Raw genomic sequence first — 22,872 nt, 5'->3', positions numbered from 1 at the left:
CCTCGTCTCTGGTCTGCGTCGGTCGACCGGGGGAGCTTCTTTCGGAACTCTCACCCCGTCCAACGGATCCTAAGGGGCGCGCATTCCCGCCGTGTCCGGGCACACGGCACGGCCCGTTGCCGACAAGGGAGAAGCGCCCACCGTACGGGACACCGCGCAGGAGGGAGACGAAGCGTCGGTCGTCAGGAGCGCGTGTAGGAGTGCTTCAGCAGAACCTTCGCCGTGCCGGCCGCGGACGGGTTGTCCACACAGGCCGCCTCGACGATGTACGCGGTCACACGGGTGTCGTCCGAGACGTCGGGAAGCACGACGAGCAGAGCGTCCTTCCCTTTGTAGACGCCCTTCTCGGTGGCGAGCGCGGCGTCGTTGCGGCCGATGCCGTCGCTGACGCACTTCGGTACCGCGGGTTCCTTGAGGACCCTGGGATTGGCGGCGTCGGACTCCGGCTGCGATCCGAGTGTGTGGACGGTGCCGGGGCCCTTCACCTTCCCCTGGCTCTGTGCGAGGAGATCGGTGACCTGCTTCTCCAGTTTCCCTTCGGAGAAGGTGTCCGAGGCGGTCGTTCGGGATCCCTCGTCCTGGCCGGTGCCGTCGTTCATGGAGGACAGCACCACCGACCCGAGCCCCAGAGCGGCGACCGTGAACACGGTCCCCAGGACGGCGACCCGGCGGCGTCCACCGCGCAGACGGCCCTTGCGTCCCGGTCCGGTCGTGGTGGAGCGGGGGCGTCCGGCCGGCCGGTCCTGGGACGCCGATGTTTCACGTGAAACATGCGCAGGATCGTCGCCGGAGGACGCGGGAGAAGCACCGGCGGGCTCCGGCTCCGGCGCCGTGGCGTGCAGCAGGGCCTCCGCGGCCAATGCGGCGTCGATGCGGCCCGCCACCTCGGCGGGCATGCGGGGCGGGCCCGGCGCCGTGCCGAGCAGGTCCCGGATCTCCTCGAGCGAGGCATGGACGTCCGCGCAGAGCGCGCACTCGTCCAGATGCCGGCGCACGTCGGCGCTCCGGGCGGACGGGAGGAGCCCTTCGGTCAGGTCGGAGATCTCCGCGACGTCCGGGTGCTCCGCCCTGTCTGTCGTCGACGTCACGCTCGCCCACCTCCGCCCTTCACCGCAGCCGGGTCGTTCGATCCTGGGTCCGGCGGATCCGCTTGTCGCGGACCCGCTGCGGGTGGGACGGACGTCCCCTGCGTCCGGTTCCGTCCCTCACCCTGTCTCCTGCTCTCACCGGGTCCGTCCGGCCGTAGATGAGTGAGCAGGGGCAGGAGTCTGGCTCTGCCCCGCGCGCAGCGGCTCTTCACCGTGCCGGTGGGCACATCGAGGATGCGGGCGGCTTCGGCGACCGGATAGCCCTGCATGTCCACGAGGACGAGCGCGGCCCGCTGATCGGGCGGGAGGGTGCCCATGGCTTCGATGAGCTGGCGATGCAGATCGTTGCGCTCCGCGGGCGCGGAGGCGGACTCATGCGGTTCGAGCAACTGCTCGAGGCGCTCCGTGTCGTCGACCGGAGCGGTCTTGCGGGAGGCCGCCTTGCGGGCGCGGTCCAGACAGGCGTTCACCGTGATCCGGTGCAGCCATGTCGTGACGGCCGACTGGCCGCGGAAGGTGTGGGCGGCCCGGTAGGCGGAGACGAGGGCGTCCTGGACGGCGTCAGCGGCTTCCTCACGGTCGCCGAGCGTCCGCAGCGCCACGGCCCAGAGCCGGTCACGGTGACGCCGCACGAGTTCACCGAAGGCCTCGGGGTCGCCCTTCACATGGCGGGCGAGGAGGTCCTGATCACTGACGTCGCCGTAGGTGCCGCCGTCTGCCATCGGGACCCCCTCCCTCTTCGGCTCCGTGGACTCTCAGCCCTTGAACGTCACTTCGGTGATGGCCTGCTTGTAGCCTGCTCCGCTGTAACCGTCGGAGGGAGCGTGCGGCGCAGCGGTGATCCACACCAGGACGTACCGGGTCTTGAGCGGCTTGGCTGCCTCGACCGTGAGTGACGTACCGCTGGTGGTCGCGGTTCCGATCTCCTTCATTCCCTCGATCCCCGTCGAGGGCGACAGGGAGTCGGTGGCATAGAGGTGCACGGTCGTGTGATCACCGGCATACCGGAGGCCCAGCGACGCGGTCGACAGTTCCTGAGACGAACCGAGGTCGTAGACGATGCCGACGCCGGGCTTGTACGGCGCGAGTGTCGGGCCGTCGTTGTACTTCTTCGTGCGCCAGTAGGTGGAGTTGTCGCCGTCGTGGGTCTTGGCCACATCCTCCGGTGCCTGTGCTTCCCCCGTGACGACGTACTCCTGGGAGCCCTGGACGCCGATGGGTTTGGCCGGCTTGGGCTTGTCGTTGTTCTTGCCGTTGTCGCCGCCGTCCGTCGTCTGGGTCTGGTTGGTGTCGTCGGACTGTTTGTCCTGCTCCAGGAGCGCGTCCGCGAGCTGCCAGCTGCCCAAGCCCAGCGCGGCGATCAGCAGGGCCGAGACGGCCCACTTCAGCGCCTTGCCCGTGCGGCTCTGCAGCGGAGGAGGCGGAGTCGGCACCGGCTGGGTGACGCCGGGGTGCGGCGCGGGGCGGCCGTAGGTGCCCTGCTGGTACGTCGTGCGTTGGTACTCCGGAGGAGTGGTGAACGCGGGCTCCGGCGGGCGGATGCGGGGCATCTCGCCGATCGCCTTCACCAGTTCCTCGGGCGTGGTGCACGCCGACTCGTGGCGCGAGGCCGTGGCGCCGTCGTTGGCGAGCGCCCGCATGGCCAGCTCGGACAGCCCGCGGTGGACACCGGCGCGCACCTGGTCGGGCGGGATCAGCCCGATGTCCTTCGGCAGCCCGGACATGCCGTAGGCGTCGCTCTCGTACGGCCAGCGCTGGGTGAGCGCCGCGTAGAGCAGGGCGCCGATGGACTCGGTGTCGGTGCGCTGCGGGGTGTCGGAGCTGATGCCGCGCAGCGCGGCGTTGACCGCGAGGCCGCGGATGCGCCACTGGCCGGTCGAGGTGCGCAGGACGGCGTTGGGGTTCAGCCGCAGATGGGCGAGGCCCTCGCGGTGGGCGGCGGCCATGGCGGCGGCGATCTGACTGACCATCTGGTAGGCGTCGTACACCTCCAGCGGGCCGGCCGCCAGGAGCGTCGTCAGTTCCGTGGCGTCGGGGAGCCATTCGTGGACGACGTAGACGACGTCGTTCTCCTCGACGGCGTCCAGGACCTGGACGAAGCGCGGGTCGCCCAGCAGGGCGGCGGAACGGGCCGCGGCCAGGACCGACCGGGCGCGCGAGTGATCCGCGGGCAGGATGTGCACGCCGACGGCGCGGCGGAGCTTCTCGTCCACGGCACGCCAACTGCTGAACCCGTCCAGACGGGTGACGCACTCCTCGAGGCGGTAGCGCCTGGCGAGCTTGTGACCGCTGTGCAGTTCGGGTGGCGAGGTCATCGCGGAACCGTCGCTCCCGGTGCCCTCCTGTGCCTCGTCGTTGTCCGTGTCCCGCTCCCGGTTCTGGGCCACCCCGTCGGCCGTGGACTGGTCCGCCTGTGCGGTCAGCGGCTGCTCGCCGCTGTTGTCTGCCACGTCGACGGCAGCTGTGCTCCGTTCGGCCACCGTCGTTCCCTGCCTCCCCATCCCATGCGCGTCGGCCGGCGTCCGTCGCGCGCCGTTCGACGCCGAGACCAATTGTGCCCACAGTCCGCCGCTATGCACGACACACAGTGGCCGACGATGGTTGTGCGCCTACCCCCTGGCTCAGCGTCCAAGGCGTCCGCGCACCATACCGACCAACGAGTTGACTTCCTCGATCCGCATCCGGCGGGCGGCCACGAAGAAGACTCCGAACAGTACGGCCCCACCGGCCAGCAGCGCGGCGAACGAGCCCAGGACGCCCTGGCCGAGCGTCTGCACGACCCCGTAGCAGGCCGCGCCGCTGAGCAGCGCGGCGGGAACGGAGGCGATGCACAGCCGGGCGTAGGTCCGCAGCACCCGGGCGCCGTCCAGGTCCCCGCCCAGCCGCTTGCGCAGCCGGCGCCAGGCGACGCCGACACCGATCACGTAGGCCAGGCCGTAGGAGGCGGCCATGCCGACCACGGCCCAGCGGGCCGGGAGCACGACGTAGCAGATGCCCGAGGCGATCGCGTTGCCCGCGGCCACGATGACCGTGTTGTAGAAGGGGGTTCGGGTGTCCTCGTACGCGTAGAAGGCCCGCAGGACGACGTACTGCACCGAATAGGGGATCAGGCCGAGACCGAAGGCCATCAGCATGTAGCCCATGTTGGTGGCCGCTTCGGTGCCGGAGGAGCCGAACATCAGCGTGCACATCGGGATGCCGAGCGAGACGAAGCCGAAGGCGATCGGCACGATCGCGACGGCCGTGGTGCGCAGGCCCTGGGAGATGTCGTCCCGGATGGCCCCGCTGTCGTCCTCGGCCGCCGAGCGCGAGATACGGGGCAGCAGGGCGGCCATCAGGGAGACGGTGATGATGGCCTGGGGCAGGCCCCAGATCAGCTGGGCGTTGGAGTAGGCACTGAAGCCTGTTCCCGCGATGTCCGTGTCCTTCACCGACGCGGTCGCCAGCTGGGTGACGACCAGCGCGCCCGCCTGGTTGGCGAGGACGAACAGGATGGTCCACTTGGCGAGCATCGCCGCCTTGCCGAGCCCGTGGCCCTTCCAGTCGAAGCGCAGGCGGATGCGGAACCCGGTCTCGCGCAGGTACGGGATCATCGCCAGGGCCTGGACGACGAGGCCGAGGAGAACGCCGACACCCAGGAGCCGCAGGCCCTCCGGCGGGATGTTCGTGACCTCCATCTTCGAGTCCGCGGCGGTGCCGTAGACCCAGATGAAGGTGCCGAGGGTGACGATGATGACGATGTTGTTCAGGACCGGGGTCCACATCATCGCGCCGAACCGGCCGCGCACGTTGAGGATCTGACCCATCACCACGTGAACGCCCATGAAGAAGATCGAGGGCAGGAAGTAGCGGGTGAAGGTGACGGCGACGTCGTTGGCCGCGGGGTCGGTGGCGACCGGGACCGACAGCGCGCGCACCAGGAGCGGGGCGGCCAGCCACGCGAGGGCGGTGAGCGCGGCCAGGGCCACCATCACCAGTGTCAGCAGACGGTTGGCGTAGGCCTCGCCGCCGTCCTCGTCTTCTTTCATCGCTCGCACGAGTTGCGGCACGAAGACGGAGTTGAGGCCGCCGCCGACGGTCAGGATGTAGATCATCGTCGGCAGCTGGTAGGCGATCTGGAACGACTCGCCCAGCAGGGCGAGGCCGAGCGCCGAGACGATCATCGCGGACCGGATGAACCCCGTGAGACGGGACACCATCGTGCCCGCCGCCATCACGGCGCTCGACTTCAGCAGTCCCCCGGCCCGGCCGCCCTTCTTCGGGGCGGGAGCCGGTTCGGGTGCGGGAGGCTCGGCGACGGGAGGCGGCGTGGCGCCCGCGTAGTGGCCGGGCGTCGAGGAGGCCGGTCCCGGCACCGGGGCGTAGGGCTGCCCGCCGCTCACCGGCTGGTGGGCCGGGTGTCCACCGCCGTGCTGCTGGGGGTACCCGCCACCCTGCTGCTGGGGGTAGACGCCGCCTTGCTGCTGGTCGGGGAAGGCGCCGCTCTGCTGCTGGTCGCGGAACAGATGGGCGAAGGCGTCCGGCTCGTGGCGCTGGTCGCCGGCCTGGCCGACCAGGTCGTCCACGCCCACGAACTGCGTGGTGCGCGGGTCGTCGCCGTACGGCAGGTACTGCGTCGGTCCGTCCGGTTCCGGCGCGGGGGTCTGGGCCCACACCCGCGGGTCGGGAGCGTACGGAGACTGGGGCGGCTGCCCGTACAGCGGCTGTTGTGGAGGGTAGGCGCCGGGAGGGGGCGGCGGGTGCGCGGCGCGGTCGTAGAGCGCCTCGGCGACCGGGTCCTGGGCGGCGAGGTCCTGTGCCCGGTAGGGATCCTGGTCGTAGGCGTCCTGGAGGTACGGGTCGGCGGGCGGCTGCGGCACCTGGTCGTGCCCGGGCGGCGGACCCTGCGGGGGGTCCGACTCGGGATGGCCCGAGTTGCCCGCGGCATGGCCGCGGTCACCGTCGTACGGCGCGTTCATGGTTACCCCACCTCATCGTCCCGGGCCCACCGGCCACGACATCCTCAACGGTCCACTCTCTCACCCGTGCCGGACGGGTCGGCGTTCTCCGGTGCGGTGTCCGGTGCCGGGTCACTCGGCTGCTCCGGGTCGCCCGCCCCGGACTGCTGAGTGGGACGCTCTCCGGCGGTTTCCGGGTTCTGGGGGTCGTCGGCGTCCTCGTCCGCCTCGTGGTCCCGCTCCTGGGCCTCGCGGGCCGCGGCCCGCTTGCGCTGGGTGTACATCCGGAAGCCGGCGAGGACGAGCAGCAGCACGCCACCGCCGATGACCAGCATCACTGTGGCGGTGATCTCGGTGACCTTCACGTCGAACGTGACGGGCTGGCCGTACTTCTGGCCGTCCTGCGTGTACAGCTGGGCGACCACCGTCGCCCGTCCGTTGGCGTTGGCGGACGTGGTGAACTTCACCGACTGGCTGTGACCGCCGGAGACAGCGACGGGCTGCTCCTCGTAGGCGTCCCCGCCGATCTCGAGACGGGTCGGGTTGGTCGAGGTGAGGCGCAGCACCAGGTGCTCGACGCCCTGCACCAGGTTGTTCTGCACCGTCACGGGGATGGTGGCACTGCGGCCGGAGAGTTTCGTCTCCGACTTGTCGATCAGTCTGACCTGGCTGATGAGCGTGTCGAGATAGGCCTCGACGCCGCTCCGGTAGATCGCGGCCTCCGACTGCCTGCCCCGCCAGGACACGGACATCTCCCGGTTCAGGGCGCGCCCGAACGGGGTCACCACCCGGGACTGGTTGGAGAGGACCACCTTGAACTTGTCGAGCTTGGCCTGTGTCCTGGCGATCTGCTCGAACGTCGTCCGCGGCAGCTCGTGCTTGCGCAAGGAGGAGGGGTACGCGGAGGCCGGGGGGACCTTGGTGGTGGCGGCGGGGTCCGGCTGGGCCTTGACGGCGGCCACGAGGCCCTGGGGCTCGGACCAGGTGCCGTCCTGGAGGATCGTGAGCGCCTCGGCCATCGTCTGGGCCTGGCTCGCGGACGGCGTGCGCTGCGGCGCGACGACGACGCTGCGCTGCTTCCCCGTCTGCAGACCGAGGGTCAGGCTCTGGGCCAGGAACCGCTGCACCGCGAGCGTGGAGGTGGAGGCCTTGGTCATGTCGCCCTGGAACGCCGTGGACAGCCGCGAGTCCGCGACGACGGCCGTGGTGCCGCCGCCGATGGGCCGGGGCGCGGAGGGCGTGTACGACAGGCCGCCGGTCTCCTTGAAGGTGTCGCTGCGGGCGATCACCTTGTCGGCTCCGGCGGATGTGGCGACCTTGACGATGGAGGGGTCGACGGCGCCGTCGACGGGCCAGGCGAAGTCCGTGCTGGGCTTGACGTGGAGGATCGCGTCAACGGTGCTGGAGGCGACGTCGGTGGCTTCCTTGAGGTGGCTCAGCGATCCGCTGACGGAGGTGCCGTTGTGGGCGAGGGAGGCCAGGTCGGGGTCGCCGAACGGCAGTGCGACGACCTCCTTGTCCGCCACGGCCTCCTGCACCTCGGTGAGCCAGCGCTTGGCGACCGCCTGCTGGCTGCCGACGACGGTGTCGTCACCCTCGCCGGGGACCTCGTAACGCTTGGTCATCGCCTCGACGGACGCCAGCAGGTCCGGGTCGATCACCCAGGTGACGTCGAGGTCCTTGCCCAGCGCCACCATCCGGTCCAGCCGGCCGCCCGGGGAGATCTCCTTGGCGAGGTCGTCGTCGTGGAAGACCGGCGTCTGCTGCTCGTCCGAACCCGTTTCCGCCGTCATGTGGACGGTGGAGATCAGTGGCCACATGAACGTCGTCTTCGTCTTCGTGCCGGCCTCGTCGGGCTGCCACGGCAGGAACGTCCGCTGGACGCCGAGGGTCTGCGGCCACGGCTGGGCGGAGGTCTCCCCGGAGAGCGCCACGGCCAGCTGGTAGACGCCGTCCTGCCCGAGGTCCAGCTTGTCCACCGGCACCGAGATGGTGAAGGGCTGCGAGACACCCGGAGTGAGCTTGGCGAACTCCTCGGAGTACTTGTCGCCGATCTCCAGACCGAGGGTGCTCTGCACGTCGGTGCTGTTCCTGGCGACGCCGTCGATGCCCGAGCGGGTGTTCAGCAGCGGTCCCACGCGCAGTCCCACGTGGGCGTCGGTGATGGTCTGCTTGCCCTTGTTGGTCACCGTTCCGGACACGGTGACGGTGTCGTCCTCGGTGGGGGCGGCGGGGGTGAGGGTGTCGACCGAGACGGAGACCGAGCCCGCGCCGGAGGCGGCCTCCGCCGCGTCCGCCTCCGCGGGGGGCGCGGCGGGCAGCTGGGCGAGCCCCGTCAGCAGGGGCACTCCGGCGAGCAGGGCTCCGGTGCGCCGCAGCCAGCGGCGGGCAGGTGAGGGACTCGTCCCCTGGAAGTCTGCCGCCTCGGCCACGCGCTCGCCCGTCCCTCGTCTTCGTCAGTGTTCGTCGGAATGTGCGTCCACGCATGGTAACGATGTGCGCTGGGAGGAAGTGCCGCGGACCGGTCCACAAGATCGGGGACGTGGGCTTGTCCGTGTATCGGCCGGGGTGTCCGCGCGTGCGTTATTGGGGGAGCCCTCGGTGGTTCGGGCCACGTACCCTCTTCTGTTGTGCCGAACGCCAACGAAGAGACCAGTGCCCTGAGCCAGGCGCAGGACCGCGCCGTGAGTGAACTGCTGCGGGTCGCCCCTGTCGCCGACGACCTCGCCCGCCGCTTCCAGGAGGCCGGGTTCTCACTCGCCCTGGTGGGCGGCTCGGTGCGGGACGCGCTGCTCGGCCGCCTCGGCAACGATCTCGACTTCACGACCGACGCCCGCCCGCAGGACGTACTGAAGATCATGCGTCCCTGGGCGGACGCCGTCTGGGACGTCGGGATCGCCTTCGGCACGGTCGGCGCGCAGAAGGAGGCCCGCGTCGGGGACGCCGAGCGGAGCTTCCAGATCGAGGTGACCACCTATCGCTCGGAAGCGTACGACCGCACCTCGCGCAAGCCGGAGGTGTCGTACGGCGACTCCATCGAGGAGGATCTGGTCCGGCGTGACTTCACGGTGAACGCGATGGCCGTCGCGCTGCCGGAGAAGCGGTTCATCGATCCGCACGGCGGTCGCGCCGATCTGGCCGCGCGGGTGCTGCGCACCCCGGGCACGCCCGAGGATTCCTTCTCGGACGATCCGCTGCGGATGATGCGGGCCGCCCGTTTCGCCGCCCAGCTCGACTTCGAGGTGGCACCCGAGGTCGTCACGGCGATGAAGGAGATGGCCGGACGCATCGAGATCGTCTCCGCCGAGCGCGTACGGGACGAACTGAACAAGCTGATCCTCTCCACGCACCCGCGCAAGGGCCTGTCCCTGCTCGTGGACACCGGGATCGCCGCATACGTGCTGCCCGAGCTGCCGGCCCTGCACCTGGAACGGGATGAGCACCACCGGCACAAGGACGTCTACGACCACACGCTGATCGTCCTGGAGCAGGCGATGGCCCTGGAGGAGGACGGCCCCGACCTGACCCTTCGCCTGGCGGCCCTGCTGCACGACATCGGCAAGCCGCGCACGCGCCGCTTCGAGAAGGACGGCCGCGTCTCGTTCCACCACCACGAGGTGGTCGGGGCGAAGATGACCAAGAAACGCATGACGGCGCTCAAGTACTCCAACGAGCTGGTGAAGGACGTCTCACGTCTCGTCGAGCTCCATCTGCGCTTCCACGGCTACGGCACGGGAGAGTGGACGGACTCCGCAGTGCGTCGCTATGTCCGTGACGCCGGGCCGCTCCTCGACCGGCTCCACAAGCTGACCCGCTCGGACTGCACGACCCGCAACAAGCGCAAGGCCTCGGCCCTCTCGCGTGCGTACGACGGTCTGGAGGAGCGGATCGCCCAGCTCCAGGAGCAGGAGGAGCTGGACGCCATCCGTCCGGACCTCGACGGCAACCAGATCATGGAGATCCTGGGCGTCAAGCCGGGCCCGGCCGTCGGTCAGGCGTACAAGCACCTGCTGGAGCTCCGACTGGAGAACGGACCGATGGGGTACGACGCGGCGGTGGCGGCACTCAAGGAGTGGTGGGCCGGGCAGCAGGGCTGAGAGCGTGGGGCGGGGCCATGTTTCACGTGAAACATGGCCCCGCTGACATGACGAGGGCGGTGTTTCACGTGAAACACCGCCCTTCGAGTCCGCGTGGAAGTGTTACTTCACTTCCTTGAGGCAGAGGACCACGTTGTGGCTGCTGTCGCCCGTCTGGTAGTAGGAGATCGTCGCCTCCTTGACGGCCTCGCACTTCGAGTCGTCGCTGGTGTTGTCGAACTTCTCGACGACCTTGTACTGGGCGTCGCTCGAAGAGCAGTCCACCGTCTTGAGGTCCGGGCTGATCTGCGTGCCCTCGTTGTGCATGCAACTGCCCACGGACGTGGTCTCGGCGTCACTCTGGCCGAAGAACCACTTGCCCACGCCGATGAGTACCGCGATGACGATGAAGCCGACGATGCGCAGCACCTTCTTGCTGAAGCGCCCGGAGGGAGCGGGCGGCGGGACCGGAGCGCCCGGCGGGGGGAATCCGGGCTGGCCCGCCTGCTGCGGGAAGGGAGCCTGGCCCTGAGGCTGGCCGTAGGGCTGCTGCTGGCCCTGCGCGAACGGATTGCCCTGAGGCGGCGGAGTAGTCACTTGGGGTCCCCCTGGAACATGGGTGCGTGGCGCGAAAGACGCGTTGATAAGACGCACGTAAGCTACCGGCCCGCACTGACAACTCCGTAGCCCGATAAAGCTCTGTGGCGTTGATGTGACACTTACTGACGTTCAAAACGGGCCATAGCCACAGCTACTGCTCCGTAGATAACGGCGATCGTTACCACCAGCGGGACCGATCGGCCGTCCGGCGGGAGCATCAGGGCGGCCACTCCCGCGGCGCCGACGAAGGCCACGTTGAACAGGACGTCGTACACGGAGAAGATCCGGCCGCGGAAGTCGTCGTCGACACAGGCCTGGACGACGGTGTCCGTGGCGATCTTCGCACCCTGGGTGGTCAGGCCCAGGACGAACGCCCCGGCCAGCAAGGGACCGGAGGCGAAGGGCAGGCCGAGCGCCGGCTCCAGCACGGCCGCCGCTGCGGCGCAGACCACGATCCAGCGGCCGGGGCCGAGCCGCCCCGCGGCCCAGGGCGTGAGGACGGCCGCGGCGAAGAAGCCGGCGCCGGACACCCCCAATGCCAGTCCCAGCAGGGCGAGTCCCTCGTCGGTGGTCGACGTCAGGGCGTACCGGCAGAGCATCAGCAGCATGACGAGCATCGCGCCGTAGCAGAACCGCATGAGCGACATCGCCGTGAGCGCCCAGGCGGCCTCCCTGCGCCGGGGCGCGGCGAGGTGCCGTACGCCCGCCATCAGGTCACGAGCGGTTCCGGTGAGTGCCGTGGCCAGCCGGGGACGTACCAGGGCCCGGTCGGGGCCGAGCAGTTCCTTCGCCATGCGCAGCGATGCCACGGCCGCGCACAGGTACAGCGCGGCTCCCACGAGCACCACGGCCGCGTCGGAGTCGGCGACGACCAGACGGACGACGAAGGCGAGCCCGCCGCCCGCGGTCGCGGCGAGCGTTCCGGCGGTCGGGGACAGGGAGTTGGCGACGACCAGCCGCTCGCTGTCCACCACGCGCGGCAGCGCGGCGGACAGCCCGGCGAGGACGAAGCGGTTGACGCCGGTGACGCACAGGGCGGCGACGAAGAGGAGCCAGTCGGGCACCCGGACGAGGATCAGGAGGGCGGTCACCGAGGCCATCAGGGCGCGCAGCAGGTTGCCGTAGAGGAAGACCTGGCGGCGGCGCCAGCGGTCCAGGAGGACTCCCGCGAAGGGGCCGACCACGGAGTACGGGAGGAGCAGGACCGCCATCGCGGAGGCGATCGCCGTGGCCGACGTCTGTTTCTCGGGGGAGAAGACCACGTAGGCGGCGAGCGCGACCTGGAAGACCCCGTCGGCGCCCTGGGAGAGCAGCCGGACGGCGAGCAGGCGCCTGAAGCCCTGGAGGCGCAGCAGGACGCGCAGGTCACGGACGACGGCCATGGGGCACAGCCTCACATACGGAGAGGGTCTCCGGGCCATGCGACCCGGAGACCCTCAACTGCCCACAGTGGGGAGGTCTTAGCGCTCGACCTCGCCCTGGATGAACTTCTCGACGTTCGCGCGGGCCTCGTCGTCGAAGTACTGCACCGGCGGGGACTTCATGAAGTACGAGGACGCCGAGAGGATCGGGCCGCCGATGCCCCGGTCCTTGGCGATCTTCGCGGCGCGCAGGGCGTCGATGATGACACCGGCGGAGTTCGGGGAGTCCCAGACCTCGAGCTTGTACTCCAGGTTCAGCGGGACGTCACCGAACGCGCGGCCCTCCAGGCGGACGTAGGCCCACTTGCGGTCGTCCAGCCAGGCCACGTAGTCGGACGGGCCGATGTGGACGTTCTTCTCGCCGAGGTCCCGGTCGGGGATCTGCGAGGTGACGGCCTGCGTCTTGGAGATCTTCTTGGACTCGAGGCGGTCGCGCTCGAGCATGTTCTTGAAGTCCATGTTGCCGCCGACGTTCAGCTGCATCGTGCGGTCCAGGACGACACCGCGGTCCTCGAACAGCTTCGCCATGACGCGGTGCGTGATGGTGGCGCCGACCTGGGACTTGATGTCGTCACCGACGATCGGGACGCCCGCCTCGGTGAACTTGTCCGCCCACTCCTTGGTGCCGGCGATGAAGACCGGGAGGGCGTTGACGAAGGCGACCTTGGCGTCGATGGCGCACTGGGCGTAGAACTTCGCCGCGTCCTCGGAGCCGACGGGCAGGTAACAGACGAGGACGTCGACCTGCTTGTCCTTGAGCACCTGGACGACGTCGACCGGGGCCTCGGCGGACTCCTCGATGGTCTCCCGGTAGTACTTACCGAGACCGTCGAGGGTGTGGCCGCGCTGGACCTGGACGCCGCTGTTCGGCACGTCGCAGATCTTGATGGTGTTGTTCTCGGAGGCGCCGATGGCGTCCGCGAGGTCCAGGCCGACCTTCTTGGCGTCCACGTCGAAGGCGGCGACGAACTCGATGTCACGGACGTGGTAGTCGCCGAACTGGACGTGCATCAGGCCCGGGACCTTGGACGCCGGGTCGGCGTCCTTGTAGTACTCGACGCCCTGCACCAGCGATGCGGCGCAGTTGCCCACGCCGACGATGGCTACGCGAACCGAACCCATTCCGGTTGCTCCCTGTGTGTACGAGTGAGGCCCTTCAGGGGGTCTCACGTGGCGGTGTCGTCGGGCGTATCCGGCCGGGGGTCGTCCCCGGTCCGGGGCAGGCCGCCCGTCGCTCCAGATGTGGTGTCCTGCTGAGCGGGCCCCCCGGTGGCGGATCCCTTCAGGTCCCGCCCTGCCCGCTCGCTCTCGATGAGCTCGTTCAGCCAGCGCACTTCGCGCTCCACGGACTCCATCCCGTGGCGCTGGAGCTCGAGCGTGTAGTCGTCGAGGCGCTCCCGGGTCCGGGCCAGGGAGGCGCGCATCTTCTCGAGGCGCTCCTCCAGCCGGCTGCGGCGGCCCTCGAGCACGCGCATGCGTACGTCGCGCGACGTCTGCCCGAAGAAGGCGAACCGCGCGGCGAAGGTCTCGTCCTCGTACGCGTCCGGCCCCGTCTGGGAGAGCAGTTGCTCGAAGTGCTCCTTGCCCTCCGCCGTCAACCGGTAGACGATCTTGGCGCGGCGCCCCGCGAGCGGAGCGGCGAGGGCGTCCTCGGTGGTGTTCCCCGGCTCCTCGATCAACCAGCCGTTGGCGAGCAGCGTCTTGAGGCAGGGGTAGAGCGTCCCGTAGCTGAACGCACGGAACACACCCAGTGACGTATTGAGTCGTTTGCGCAGCTCATAGCCGTGCATCGGAGATTCGCGGAGCAGGCCGAGTACGGCGAACTCGAGGATCCCGGAACGCCGGCTCATCGTCGCCTCCTCTCTGCCGCGGTCGTGCCGTGACGGTCTCGTGTGCGGCTCGTCGCCGCCTTTATGCCGAGCTGATGTATCGACTCGATACATCACGACGATAGAACGGCCTTCCGGATGCGACAAGGGGCAGAAAGGTGAACGGGATCACATCACCGATTGATAGGGAGCAAGTTGCCTGATTTGAGGTGAACTTCTGTGCTCGGCGGGTTTTGACGGTGCGTAGTCTGTGCGCCATGCACACCACCGGGAACCGAGTGACGCCTGGGGACGTCTTGCTCCCCGGTGCAGTACGGGTGAATGCGGGAAGCGCCGCATCCGTACTTCGGGGGGACCGGAAACCAGCCGCCGTTTCCAGGCGCGCAAGGGTGCGCCTGCCCGAGGAGTAGTCGTTCGATGAGCGAGCACCGTCGCAAACCGCCGCAGCCGCAGGGAGGCGGACGTGCCGCGGCCCGACGCGGCCAGTCCGGCTCGTCCTCCGGCCGCCGCGCGGCACCGCGAGGCGCCACCGGGTCTCCGTCCGATTCCTATGGGTCGGGCTCTCATGGCTCGGGGGGTGAGGAGCATACGTACGGCAGCCGCGCCGAGGCGCGACGCGCGGCACAGAGAGGCGGTGGCCGCCGCGCCGGTGCCGCCGGCCCCGGCCGGGGCGGGGGGCGCTCGGCCCCTTCCGGAAAGAAGCGGATCATCGACTATCCGCGCCACGACAAGGACGGCTGGCGCCGCTGGACGCCGTCCTGGAAGCTCGTGTCCGGCCTGTGCATCGCGTTCTTCGGAAGCCTGGTCGCCGTGGCGGGGATCGGGTACGCGATGGTGAGCGTGCCCAGCGAGGAGAACGCCATGGCGTTGTCCGAGAACAACGTCTACTACTGGGCCGACGGTAGCCAGATGGTCGCCACCGGCAGCGGGCAGAACCGGCAGAACGTCACGATCGACCGCATCCCCGAGGCCATGCAGTGGGCGGTGATCTCGGCCGAGAACAAGAGCTTCTACGAGGACTCGGGCATCGACCCCATGGGTATCGCCCGGGCGCTCGGCAACATGGCCACGGGTGGTGACACCCAGGGCGGCTCGACGATCACCCAGCAGTTCGTGAAGAACACCTACCTGAGCCAGGACCAGACGATCTCCCGGAAGTTCAAGGAGATGTTCATCTCGATCAAGGTGGGCACGAAGCTCTCCAAGGCCGAGATCCTCCAGGGCTACCTGAACACCTCGTACTACGGCCGTGGCGCCTACGGCATCCAGGCCGCCGCCCAGACCTACTACGGCAAGGACGCGGTCGATCTCACGCCCAGTGAGTGCGCCTTCCTCGCCGCGCTGCTCAAGGGCCCGACGTACTTCGATCCCGCGGGCAACACGAACCTCGACTCCTCCGCCACCGCCGAGAAGAACCGCGAGCGTTCCGAGGAACGCTGGAGCTGGATCCTCGAGCAGATGCACGCGGACGAGCACCTCTCGGACGCCAAGTACCAGGAGGCGGTCAAGAAGTACCCCATGCCCCAGGGCCGCAAGGCGATCAAGGGCATGACCGGCCAGGTCAGCTATCTCGTCGACACGGCGAAGCGCTACGTCCTGAAGAACTCCGACATCACGGAGGCGCAGTTCGACCAGGGCGGCTACCAGATCTACACGACCTTCGAGAAGGACAAGGTCGAGGCACTGGCCAAGGCCGTGAAGAAGGTCGAGAAGGAGAAGCTCGACCCGAAGAAGCGTGAGGAGGACCAGCACGTCCAGTTCGGCGCGGCGTCGGTGAAGCCCAATGACGGCGCGATCGTCGCTCTCTACGGCGGTGCCGGCTTCGAGAACGGTCACTTCAACAACAACGCGGACACCTCGGGTATCCCCGTCGGTTCGACGTGGAAGCCGTTCGTGATGGCCGCCGCGATGCAGTACGGCACTTACAAGACGGACGGCGTAGGCGTCTCGCCGCTCAGCAAGTACAACGGCGACGACCACCTGCAGATCAAGTACAACGACGGTTCCCTCGTCCTCAAGAAGGACAACACGCCCTTCTACCAGGAGAACGAGAGCGACTACCCGTGGGGTTACATCACCCTGCGCAAGGCGATGGAGCAGTCCGTCAACACCCCCTTCGTGCAGCTCGGCATGGACGTGGGGATGAAGAAGGTGGCGGACGTCGCCGAGAAGTCCGGCATTCTGAAGGAAAGCTTCTCCGGGCAGCTGAACGCGTCGTTCGCCCTCGGTACATCGACCCCCAGCGCGATCCGCATGGCCGACGCCTATGCGACCTTCGCGGCATCCGGCAAGCAGGCCGACCCGTACTCGGTGACCGCCGTCAAGCACAAGGGATCGGAACTGCCCGGCTTCGAGAAGCCGCGTGTCACGCGGGCGATGCCGGAGAACGTGGCGAACAACATCACCGACATCCTCGAGAACGTGATCGAGAACGGTACCGGTTACAAGGCGCAGGAGCTGGGGCGGAGAGCAGCCGGCAAGACGGGTACGACCGACGAGAACAAGTCCGCGTGGTGGGTCGGCTACACCCAGCAGCTCGCGACCTCGGTCGGGATGTTCCGCGAGGACCCCAAGGACCACAAGCTGCTCTCCATGAACGGCACGGCGGGGGATGACTCCATCCACGGTGGTGACGTCCCCACGCAGATCTGGACCGAGTACATGAAGGCCGCGCTGAAGGGCGAGGACGACCCCGGCTTCCCCAAGGCCGAGGAGATCGGTGAGATCGCGGACGGGATCGGAGCGCCGTCCCCCAGTCCGAGCGTCACGGAGACCGAGGAAGAAGAGGAGAAGGAGACGCCGTCGGCGCCTCCGTCGCCCTCGCAGACCGAGACCACGCCGCCGCCACCGGCCAACACCGCCACGTGCAGGCCGTTCGACTTCAACTGCGAAGACGACGGCGAGGAGGAAACGGGCGGCACGGACAACGGTGGTACGGACAACGGCGGCACGGACGGAGGGGCGACCAGCTCGCCGGATCCCACGTCCAGTAGCGACACCGGAAACAACAACGGCAACGGCAACGGGGGCGGTCTCTTCGGAGGGCCGGCCGGTTAGCCGACCTGTCGCCCGGCTTGGGCGTTTCACGTGAAACATGGGCCGCCGCACCCCAGGGTGCGGCGGCCCTCGGTGTTTTCTCATTCGGTGATTCGGCAACTGAAAGCGTGCCAAATCGGATTCATTATGTTTCGAGTGGGGCGTGATGACGGCTCGGTGTCCAGGGAATCACGGCATGCCGTTGTCGTGGGGTTTGTGATCTTGTCGTGGAGAGTTCACCGAGATAATCTCTCGCTGAAAAAATAAGGCAGCTGCCGGATGAATCGGAGAGAGTGTTGAAGAAGAGGACGAAGTTCAGTCTGGTTCCACTCGGTGCCGCGCTGGTCGTCGCCATCACGGCAAGCCCCTCCCAGGCCGCCGTTCAGCACTACGCTTCCTGCTACACCACGGGATCCAGCGGCTCGGCCGCCACGACCGGCTGGGATTACACCGACGCGGGCATTCCCAAGGTCGTCCTCAAGGTGTACGACGAGGCGGCCGACGGGCACCATGTTCGTGTTCGACTCGTGGCGTCCTACGCGGATTCAAAGCAGTACTTCCAGTGGCGGGCCAATTACGACGGCTACGGCACGTACAAGAGCTGGGAAACCTACGTCTCTGGATCCGGCAACATTTTTGACGTCGCGGTCCAGGTCGCCACTTACGAGGGAAACGAGCAGCTCAGCAGCTGCACGAAGTGGGTGTCCGGAGGAACGCAGGGCTGAAACGGACAGGCAGGCGTTCGCCGGTCCGGCCCGTCCTTCATCACCTGAGGGCTCCAGTCACGCGTCCATGAGGCCGTGCATCCGTCGGCGTAGGTGGTTCCGCTGGTCGAACCGATCGGCGTGCCTCCTGCGCCGGCGCCGGATGTACGGTCTTCGGCACTCTCCCAGCCACGTACGGCAGGATGTGCGGCATGCCCAGTGGAGAATCGACGCAAGCGAGCGTCCACGAGCCGGAGCCGGTGCGGCCGACCGGGGAGGACCGGGTCGCCGCGGCCGGCAGCGAGCTGATCGGCGGTCCGCTCGGACGGCGTGCTCTGACCGGGACCTCCTGGTGGACCCCGGTGCGAGTGATCGCGCTCGTGGCGATCGGCATGTTCGCCCTCGGCCTGGTGCAGAAGGCACCCTGCTACAACGGCGCCTGGTTCTTCGGCGCCAGCTCCCAGTACACGCACGCGTGCTACTCGGACATCCCGCACCTCTACCAGGGACGCGGCTTCGCCGACGGGCTGGTGCCGTACTTCGACAGGCTCCCCGGGGACATGGAGTACCTCGAGTACCCGGTGCTGACCGGCCTGTTCATGGAGGTCGCCGCCTGGCTCACCCCCGGCAGCGGCAGCATCCAGGACCAGGAACAGTGGTACTGGATGGTCAACGCCGGAATGCTCATGGCGTGCGCGGCCGTCATCGTCGTCTGCGTGACCCGTACGCACGCGCGGCGGCCCTGGGACGGCCTGCTGGTCGCCCTGGCGCCGGCCTTCGCGCTGACCGCGACCATCAACTGGGACCTGCTGGCGATCGCTCTGACGGCCGCCGCGATGCTGATGTGGTCGCGGGGGCGCTCCCTCGCCTTCGGCGTCCTCCTCGGGCTCGCCACGGCCGCCAAGCTCTACCCCGTACTGCTGCTCGGGCCGCTGCTGGTGCTGTGCTGGCGCGCGGGACGATGGCGTGAGTACGGCACGGCCCTCGGCGGCGCGGCCGTCGCCTGGCTCGTCGTCAACGGGCCCGTGATGCTCTTCGCGTTCGACGGCTGGTCGAAGTTCTACACGTTCAGTCAGGAGCGGGGCGTCGACTTCGGTTCCTTCTGGCTGATCCTGGCGCAGAACTCGGACGACCCGCTGAGCACCGACACGGTCAACACGCTCGCCACGGCGCTGATGCTGCTGTGCTGCGTGGGCGTCGCGGCCCTCACGCTCACGGCCCCCCGCCGACCGCGCTTCGCCCAGCTCGCCTTCCTGATCGTCGCGGCGTTCATCCTCACCAACAAGGTCTACTCGCCGCAGTACGTCCTGTGGCTGGTGCCGCTGGCGGCCCTCGCCCGGCCGAAGTGGCGGGACTTCCTCGTCTGGCAGGCCTGTGAGGTGGCGTACTTCCTGGGCATCTGGATGTACCTCGCCTACACGACCAGCGGGGACGCCCATAAGGGACTGCCCACCGACGGCTACCACTGGGCGATCGGCGTGCATCTGCTGGGGACGCTCTACCTGTGTGTCATGGTCCTGCGCGACATCCTGATGCCGGAGCGGGACCCGGTGCGCCGGTCCGGTGACGACGACCCCTCGGGCGGGGTGCTGGACGGGGCCGAGGACGTGTTCGTGCTCGGGCCGGCGGCTCGCCCCGCTCGTCACGCGGCCCACTTCGAGGGGCCTCCGGTCGAATGGGGCAGGACGGAAACCACCGACGGTTCGCTCTGAGCGAACAAGCCGGAGGGTGACGCTCCCTCAGGGAGCGGGAGAGGCCGTACACGGCGAACCGTGTACGGCCTCTCCCGCTGTCAGCGCGTGTACGGCCCTCCCGCCGTCAGCGGTCGACGAGCCGGTCGAACTGCGTGGTGGTGTGCCGGAGATGGGCCACCAGCTCCTCGCCCACCGTCGGTTCCGGCGCGTCCGCGGGCACGAACAGGATCGACACCTGCATGTGCGGCGGCTCGGCGAACCAGCGCTGCTTGCCGCCCCAGACGAACGGCGAGAGGTTGCGGTTGACCGTGGCGAGGCCGGCGCGGGCGACGCCCTTGGCCCGCGGCATGACCCCGTGCAGGGCCTTGGGAGCCTCCAGGCCCACCCCGTGCGACGTACCGCCCGCCACGACCACCAGATAGCCGTCGGAGGCGGCCTTCTGCTGGCGGTAACCGAACCGGTCCCCCTTGGCGACGCGCGTGACGTCCAGGACGGCGCCCCGGTACTCGGTGGCCTCGTGGTCCCCCAGCCAGAGCCGGGTGCCGATCCGGGCGCGGAAGCGGGTCTGCGGGAACTGCTGCTGCAGCCGGGCGAGGTCGTCGGCCTTGAGATGGCTCACGAACATGGTGTGCAGCGGCAGACGGGCCGCCCGCAGGCGGTCCATCCAGCCGATGACCTCCTCGACGGCGTCCGAGCCGTCGGTGCGGTCCAGCGGCAGATGGATGGCGAAGCCCTCCAGCCGGACGTTCTCTATCGCGGAGTGCAGCTGGGGCAGGTCCTGCTCGCTGATGCCGTGCCGCTTCATCGAGGACATCACCTCGATGACCACCCGGGCGCCGACCAGGCCGTACACGCCGTCGACGGACGACACCGAGCGGATGACCCGGTCGGGCAGCGGCACCGGCTCCTCGCCGCGCCGGTACGGCGTCAGCACCAGCAGGTCACCGCCGAACCAGTCCTTGATCCGGGCGGCCTCGTACGTCGTGCCGACGGCGAGGACGTCCGAGCCCAGCCGGGTGGCCTCCTCGGCCAGCCGCTCGTGGCCGAAGCCGTAGCCGTTGCCCTTGCAGACCGGGACCAGCCCCGGGAACTGCTCCTGCACGTGCTTGTGATGCGCCCGCCAGCGCGCGGTGTCGACGTAGAGCGTGAGCGCCATGGCCGGACCTGGAACCTTTCTCGTGGCTGCGGTGTATCAGAGGTATGGGAGCGAATGGAGCCGCCGGAGCGGTGGAACAGAGGTCAGCGGCGCGACATGTAGATGTCGAGCGCCTTGTGGAGCAGCTTGTTCAGCGGGAAGTCCCACTCGCCGAGGTACTCGGCGGCCTGGCCGCCGGTGCCCACCTTGAACTGGATCAGACCGAAGAGGTGGTCGGTCTCGTCCAGCGAGTCGGAGATGCCGCGCAGGTCGTAGACGGTCGCGCCGAGCGCGTAGGCGTCGCGCAGCATCCGCCACTGCATCGCGTTCGAGGGCCGGACTTCGCGGCCGATGTTGTCGGAGGCTCCGTAGGAGTACCACACGTGCCCGCCGACGATCAGCATCGTCGCCGCGGACAGGTTCACGCCGTTGTGCCGGGCGAAGTACAGCCGCATGCGGTTGGGGTCCTCGGTGTTGAGGGCCGACCACATGCGCTGGAAGTACGACAGCGGGCGGGGCCGGAAGTGGTCGCGCACAGCCGTGATCTCGTACAGCCGCTGCCACTCGGGCAGATCGTTGTAGCCGCCTTGGACGACCTCGACGCCGGCCTTCTCCGCCTTCTTGATGTTGCGGCGCCACAGCTGGTTGAAGTTCTTGTGGACATCTTCCAGGGCGCGGTTGGCCAGCGGCACCTGGTAGACGTAGCGGGGCTGGACGTCCCCGAAGCCGGCGCCGCCGTCCTCGCCCTGCTGCCAGCCCATGCGGCGCAGCTTGTCGGCGACCTCGAAGGCGCGGGGCTCGATGAAGTCGGCCTCCAGGTCGCGCAGACGCTTCACGTCCTGGTCCTGGATGCCCTTCTTGATGGTCGAGGCCTCCCAGCGCCGGATGATCACCGGCGGACCCATCTTCACCGAGAACGCGCCCTGCTGCTTCAGGTGGGCGAGCATCGGCTCGATCCACTCCTGGAGATTCGGCGCGAACCAGTTGATGACCGGGCCCTCGGGCAGATAGGCGAGGTAGCGCTTGATCTTGGGCAGCTGCCGGTAGAGGACGAGACCGGCACCGACCAGCTCACCGGTCCGGTCGTCGAACCAGCCGAGGTTCTCCGAGCGCCATTCCGCCTTGACATCAGCCCAGGCCGGGACCTGCATGTGACTCGCCGACGGCAGGCTCTGGATGTAGGCCAGATGCTGCTCTCGGCTGATGGTCCTCAGGGTCAGGCTCATTCGGGGCGCTCCTCGGGCTGGTGTGTCCCCATGGGTTCAGGGGCTCCGGCTCTCGCGCGAAGCCTACTGCGCCTCGGGGGCGCCCCGGTTGGGCGCACGGGACCTTCGTCCCGGCCCGTCGCCGGCCGGGACGTTCGACGATGTTCGAAAGAGGGGGTGCCCGACGTCAGTCGAAGAGACCGCCGAAGAGGCCCCCGTGCGCCATGCCCAGGAAGAACCCGACCGCCGCGGCACCCAGGCCCAGGACGAGACCGAACCGCTCGCGGGTCGTCACCGAGATCCACTGGCCGTACGCGCCGGTGAGGATCCCCACCAGGCCGGTCCAGGAGGTGAGCAGGTGCAGGTGGTGGAACATCGCCGTGATGAAGGACGTGATGCCCAGCACCAGGGTCACCGCCATGAGGGTGTCCTGGAGCGGGTGGGGTTTGCCGTCCGTGGCGAAAAGGCCTCCGGCGGTGTTGGGTCGCAATGCCTGTGTCATGGGGCACCTCCTGCGAAAGGCGGCGGATCGTAGCGCCGTACACACCCGATGTGTACAGATTGACTGTCCCCACGGCCGGATTTCAACCGGAAGCCGCTGTGCGGGTACTCTGTACCGTCCGCACCGGTCTCTGTCCGGACAGAGCCAGGCAAGCCGAGGAAGGGCCACGGTCCGCCCCGGCCGGCCTGGGAGATCGCCGCCCGGCCTCGATTGTCAGTGGCGGCTGTTTTACTGACAGGCATCGTTGCGGCAACGCATCACGACCCTCCTGCCACGGAACGACCGTGGCCGCTGAGTCCAAAGGAGGTGGGTTCCACATGCGTCACTACGAGGTGATGGTCATCCTCGACCCCGACACCGAGGAGCGCGCTGTCTCCCCGCTGATCGAGAACTTCCTCTCTGTCGTCCGTGACGGCGGCGGAAAGGTCGAGAAGGTCGACACCTGGGGCCGTCGTCGTCTCTCGTACGAGATCAAGAAGAAGCCCGAGGGCATCTACTCGGTCATCGACCTGCAGGCCGAGCCTGCGGTCGTCAAGGAGCTCGACCGCCAGATGAACCTGAACGAGTCGGTCCTCCGGACCAAGGTCCTCCGCCCCGAGACCCACTGAGCTCTCCCGCTCAGCTGATCCCGGGACTCGAGTAGCA

Annotated in this window: 17 protein-coding genes; 5 read left to right on the top strand and 12 right to left on the bottom strand. The window is 68.8% G+C overall.

The features are described from left to right. Positions 1-182 precede the first annotated feature (182 nt). From ACZ62B_RS07835 to ACZ62B_RS07815, 5 genes are all read right to left on the bottom strand, one after another. Positions 183-1,088 (bottom strand): anti-sigma factor family protein, encoded by a 906-nt coding sequence (locus ACZ62B_RS07835; RefSeq protein ID WP_469689423.1) that lies wholly within the window; start codon positions 1,086-1,088, stop codon positions 183-185. Beyond that, a complete protein-coding gene (gene sigM, locus ACZ62B_RS07830; protein WP_344569766.1) occupies positions 1,085-1,810 on the bottom strand; it encodes an RNA polymerase sigma factor SigM in 726 nt (241 codons plus the stop codon). Before sigM ends, ACZ62B_RS07835 begins: the two co-directional genes overlap by 4 nt. Before the next feature lie 33 nt (positions 1,811-1,843). Next, positions 1,844-3,568, bottom strand: coding sequence for a protein kinase family protein (locus ACZ62B_RS07825; RefSeq protein WP_469689422.1), 1,725 nt, complete (start codon positions 3,566-3,568; stop codon positions 1,844-1,846). 141 nt (positions 3,569-3,709) lie between these two features. Further along, positions 3,710-6,046, bottom strand: a complete 2,337-nt coding sequence (gene murJ / locus ACZ62B_RS07820; protein ID WP_468887412.1) for a murein biosynthesis integral membrane protein MurJ — start codon at positions 6,044-6,046, stop codon at positions 3,710-3,712. A gap of 44 nt (positions 6,047-6,090) precedes the next feature. Continuing rightward, entirely contained in the window at positions 6,091-8,457 is a 2,367-nt protein-coding gene (locus ACZ62B_RS07815) for a DUF6049 family protein (RefSeq protein WP_468887409.1), read from the bottom strand. Between the two features lie 198 nt (positions 8,458-8,655). Between ACZ62B_RS07815 and ACZ62B_RS07810 the strand changes: the two genes are divergently transcribed. Next, positions 8,656-10,122: a CCA tRNA nucleotidyltransferase gene (locus tag ACZ62B_RS07810; protein ID WP_468721230.1), complete on the top strand. Its 1,467-nt coding sequence runs from the start codon at positions 8,656-8,658 to the stop codon at positions 10,120-10,122. 102 nt (positions 10,123-10,224) lie between these two features. Here the strand turns inward: ACZ62B_RS07810 and ACZ62B_RS07805 are convergent, their stop codons facing one another. The 4 genes from ACZ62B_RS07805 to ACZ62B_RS07790 all read right to left on the bottom strand — a co-directional run bounded on the left by ACZ62B_RS07805 (position 10,225) and on the right by ACZ62B_RS07790 (position 13,972). Beyond that, a complete protein-coding gene (locus tag ACZ62B_RS07805; protein ID WP_469689421.1) occupies positions 10,225-10,698 on the bottom strand; it encodes an LppU/SCO3897 family protein in 474 nt (157 codons plus the stop codon). A 122-nt stretch (positions 10,699-10,820) separates the two neighbouring features. Beyond that, positions 10,821-12,083 (bottom strand): MFS transporter, encoded by a 1,263-nt coding sequence (locus tag ACZ62B_RS07800; protein ID WP_344569780.1) that lies wholly within the window; start codon positions 12,081-12,083, stop codon positions 10,821-10,823. Positions 12,084-12,161: 78 nt separating this feature from the next. Next, positions 12,162-13,244, bottom strand: a complete 1,083-nt coding sequence (locus ACZ62B_RS07795; RefSeq protein WP_073933338.1) for an inositol-3-phosphate synthase — start codon at positions 13,242-13,244, stop codon at positions 12,162-12,164. A 44-nt stretch (positions 13,245-13,288) separates the two neighbouring features. Further along, positions 13,289-13,972: a PadR family transcriptional regulator gene (locus tag ACZ62B_RS07790; RefSeq protein WP_030857073.1), complete on the bottom strand. Its 684-nt coding sequence runs from the start codon at positions 13,970-13,972 to the stop codon at positions 13,289-13,291. Positions 13,973-14,368: 396 nt separating this feature from the next. On the opposite strand from ACZ62B_RS07790, the gene ACZ62B_RS07785 reads away from it, so the two are divergent. The 3 genes from ACZ62B_RS07785 (at position 14,369) to ACZ62B_RS07775 (ending at position 19,403) form a co-directional block, all read left to right on the top strand. Continuing rightward, the gene (locus tag ACZ62B_RS07785) at positions 14,369-17,008 is read left to right on the top strand and encodes a transglycosylase domain-containing protein (protein ID WP_468883805.1); all 2,640 of its coding nucleotides are present in this window, start codon (positions 14,369-14,371) and stop codon (positions 17,006-17,008) included. A 275-nt stretch (positions 17,009-17,283) separates the two neighbouring features. Further along, on the top strand, positions 17,284-17,712 hold the full coding sequence (locus ACZ62B_RS07780) for a hypothetical protein (RefSeq protein WP_344569786.1): 429 nt from the start codon (positions 17,284-17,286) through the stop codon (positions 17,710-17,712). Between the two features lie 182 nt (positions 17,713-17,894). After that, positions 17,895-19,403: a glycosyltransferase family 87 protein gene (locus ACZ62B_RS07775; RefSeq protein WP_468883808.1), complete on the top strand. Its 1,509-nt coding sequence runs from the start codon at positions 17,895-17,897 to the stop codon at positions 19,401-19,403. Between the two features lie 106 nt (positions 19,404-19,509). On the opposite strand, the gene ACZ62B_RS07770 is transcribed toward ACZ62B_RS07775, so the two are convergent. The 3 genes from ACZ62B_RS07770 to ACZ62B_RS07760 all read right to left on the bottom strand — a co-directional run bounded on the left by ACZ62B_RS07770 (position 19,510) and on the right by ACZ62B_RS07760 (position 22,227). Next, positions 19,510-20,541, bottom strand: a complete 1,032-nt coding sequence (locus tag ACZ62B_RS07770; RefSeq protein WP_030857077.1) for an alanine racemase — start codon at positions 20,539-20,541, stop codon at positions 19,510-19,512. A gap of 83 nt (positions 20,542-20,624) precedes the next feature. Further along, a complete protein-coding gene (gene femX, locus ACZ62B_RS07765; protein ID WP_344569790.1) occupies positions 20,625-21,746 on the bottom strand; it encodes a peptidoglycan bridge formation glycyltransferase FemX in 1,122 nt (373 codons plus the stop codon). A gap of 166 nt (positions 21,747-21,912) precedes the next feature. Continuing rightward, a complete protein-coding gene (locus ACZ62B_RS07760; protein WP_469689420.1) occupies positions 21,913-22,227 on the bottom strand; it encodes a hypothetical protein in 315 nt (104 codons plus the stop codon). 317 nt (positions 22,228-22,544) lie between these two features. Between ACZ62B_RS07760 and rpsF the strand changes: the two genes are divergently transcribed. Next, positions 22,545-22,835, top strand: coding sequence for a 30S ribosomal protein S6 (gene rpsF, locus ACZ62B_RS07755; protein WP_004929252.1), 291 nt, complete (start codon positions 22,545-22,547; stop codon positions 22,833-22,835). Positions 22,836-22,872: the final 37 nt, after the last annotated feature.

It is taken from the genome of Streptomyces sp. NPDC053426, from assembly GCF_055585405.1.
This window is presented reverse-complemented; position numbering and strand designations above follow the sequence as displayed.

Bases quoted from the DNA above. Each gene is read 5' to 3' on its own strand.
- ACZ62B_RS07795 (WP_073933338.1), bottom strand. From the start codon at position 13,244: ATGGGTTCGGTTCGCGTAGCCATCGTCGGCGTGGGCAACTGCGCCGCA.
- ACZ62B_RS07770 (WP_030857077.1), bottom strand. From the start codon at position 20,541: ATGGCGCTCACGCTCTACGTCGACACCGCGCGCTGGCGGGCGCATCAC.
- ACZ62B_RS07760 (WP_469689420.1), bottom strand. From the start codon at position 22,227: ATGACACAGGCATTGCGACCCAACACCGCCGGAGGCCTTTTCGCCACG.
- sigM (WP_344569766.1), bottom strand. From the start codon at position 1,810: ATGGCAGACGGCGGCACCTACGGCGACGTCAGTGATCAGGACCTCCTC.
- murJ (WP_468887412.1), bottom strand. From the start codon at position 6,046: ATGAACGCGCCGTACGACGGTGACCGCGGCCATGCCGCGGGCAACTCG.
- ACZ62B_RS07790 (WP_030857073.1), bottom strand. From the start codon at position 13,972: ATGAGCCGGCGTTCCGGGATCCTCGAGTTCGCCGTACTCGGCCTGCTC.
- femX (WP_344569790.1), bottom strand. From the start codon at position 21,746: ATGAGCCTGACCCTGAGGACCATCAGCCGAGAGCAGCATCTGGCCTAC.
- ACZ62B_RS07775 (WP_468883808.1), top strand. From the start codon at position 17,895: ATGTGCGGCATGCCCAGTGGAGAATCGACGCAAGCGAGCGTCCACGAG.
- ACZ62B_RS07785 (WP_468883805.1), top strand. From the start codon at position 14,369: ATGAGCGAGCACCGTCGCAAACCGCCGCAGCCGCAGGGAGGCGGACGT.
- ACZ62B_RS07800 (WP_344569780.1), bottom strand. From the start codon at position 12,083: ATGGCCGTCGTCCGTGACCTGCGCGTCCTGCTGCGCCTCCAGGGCTTC.
- rpsF (WP_004929252.1), top strand. From the start codon at position 22,545: ATGCGTCACTACGAGGTGATGGTCATCCTCGACCCCGACACCGAGGAG.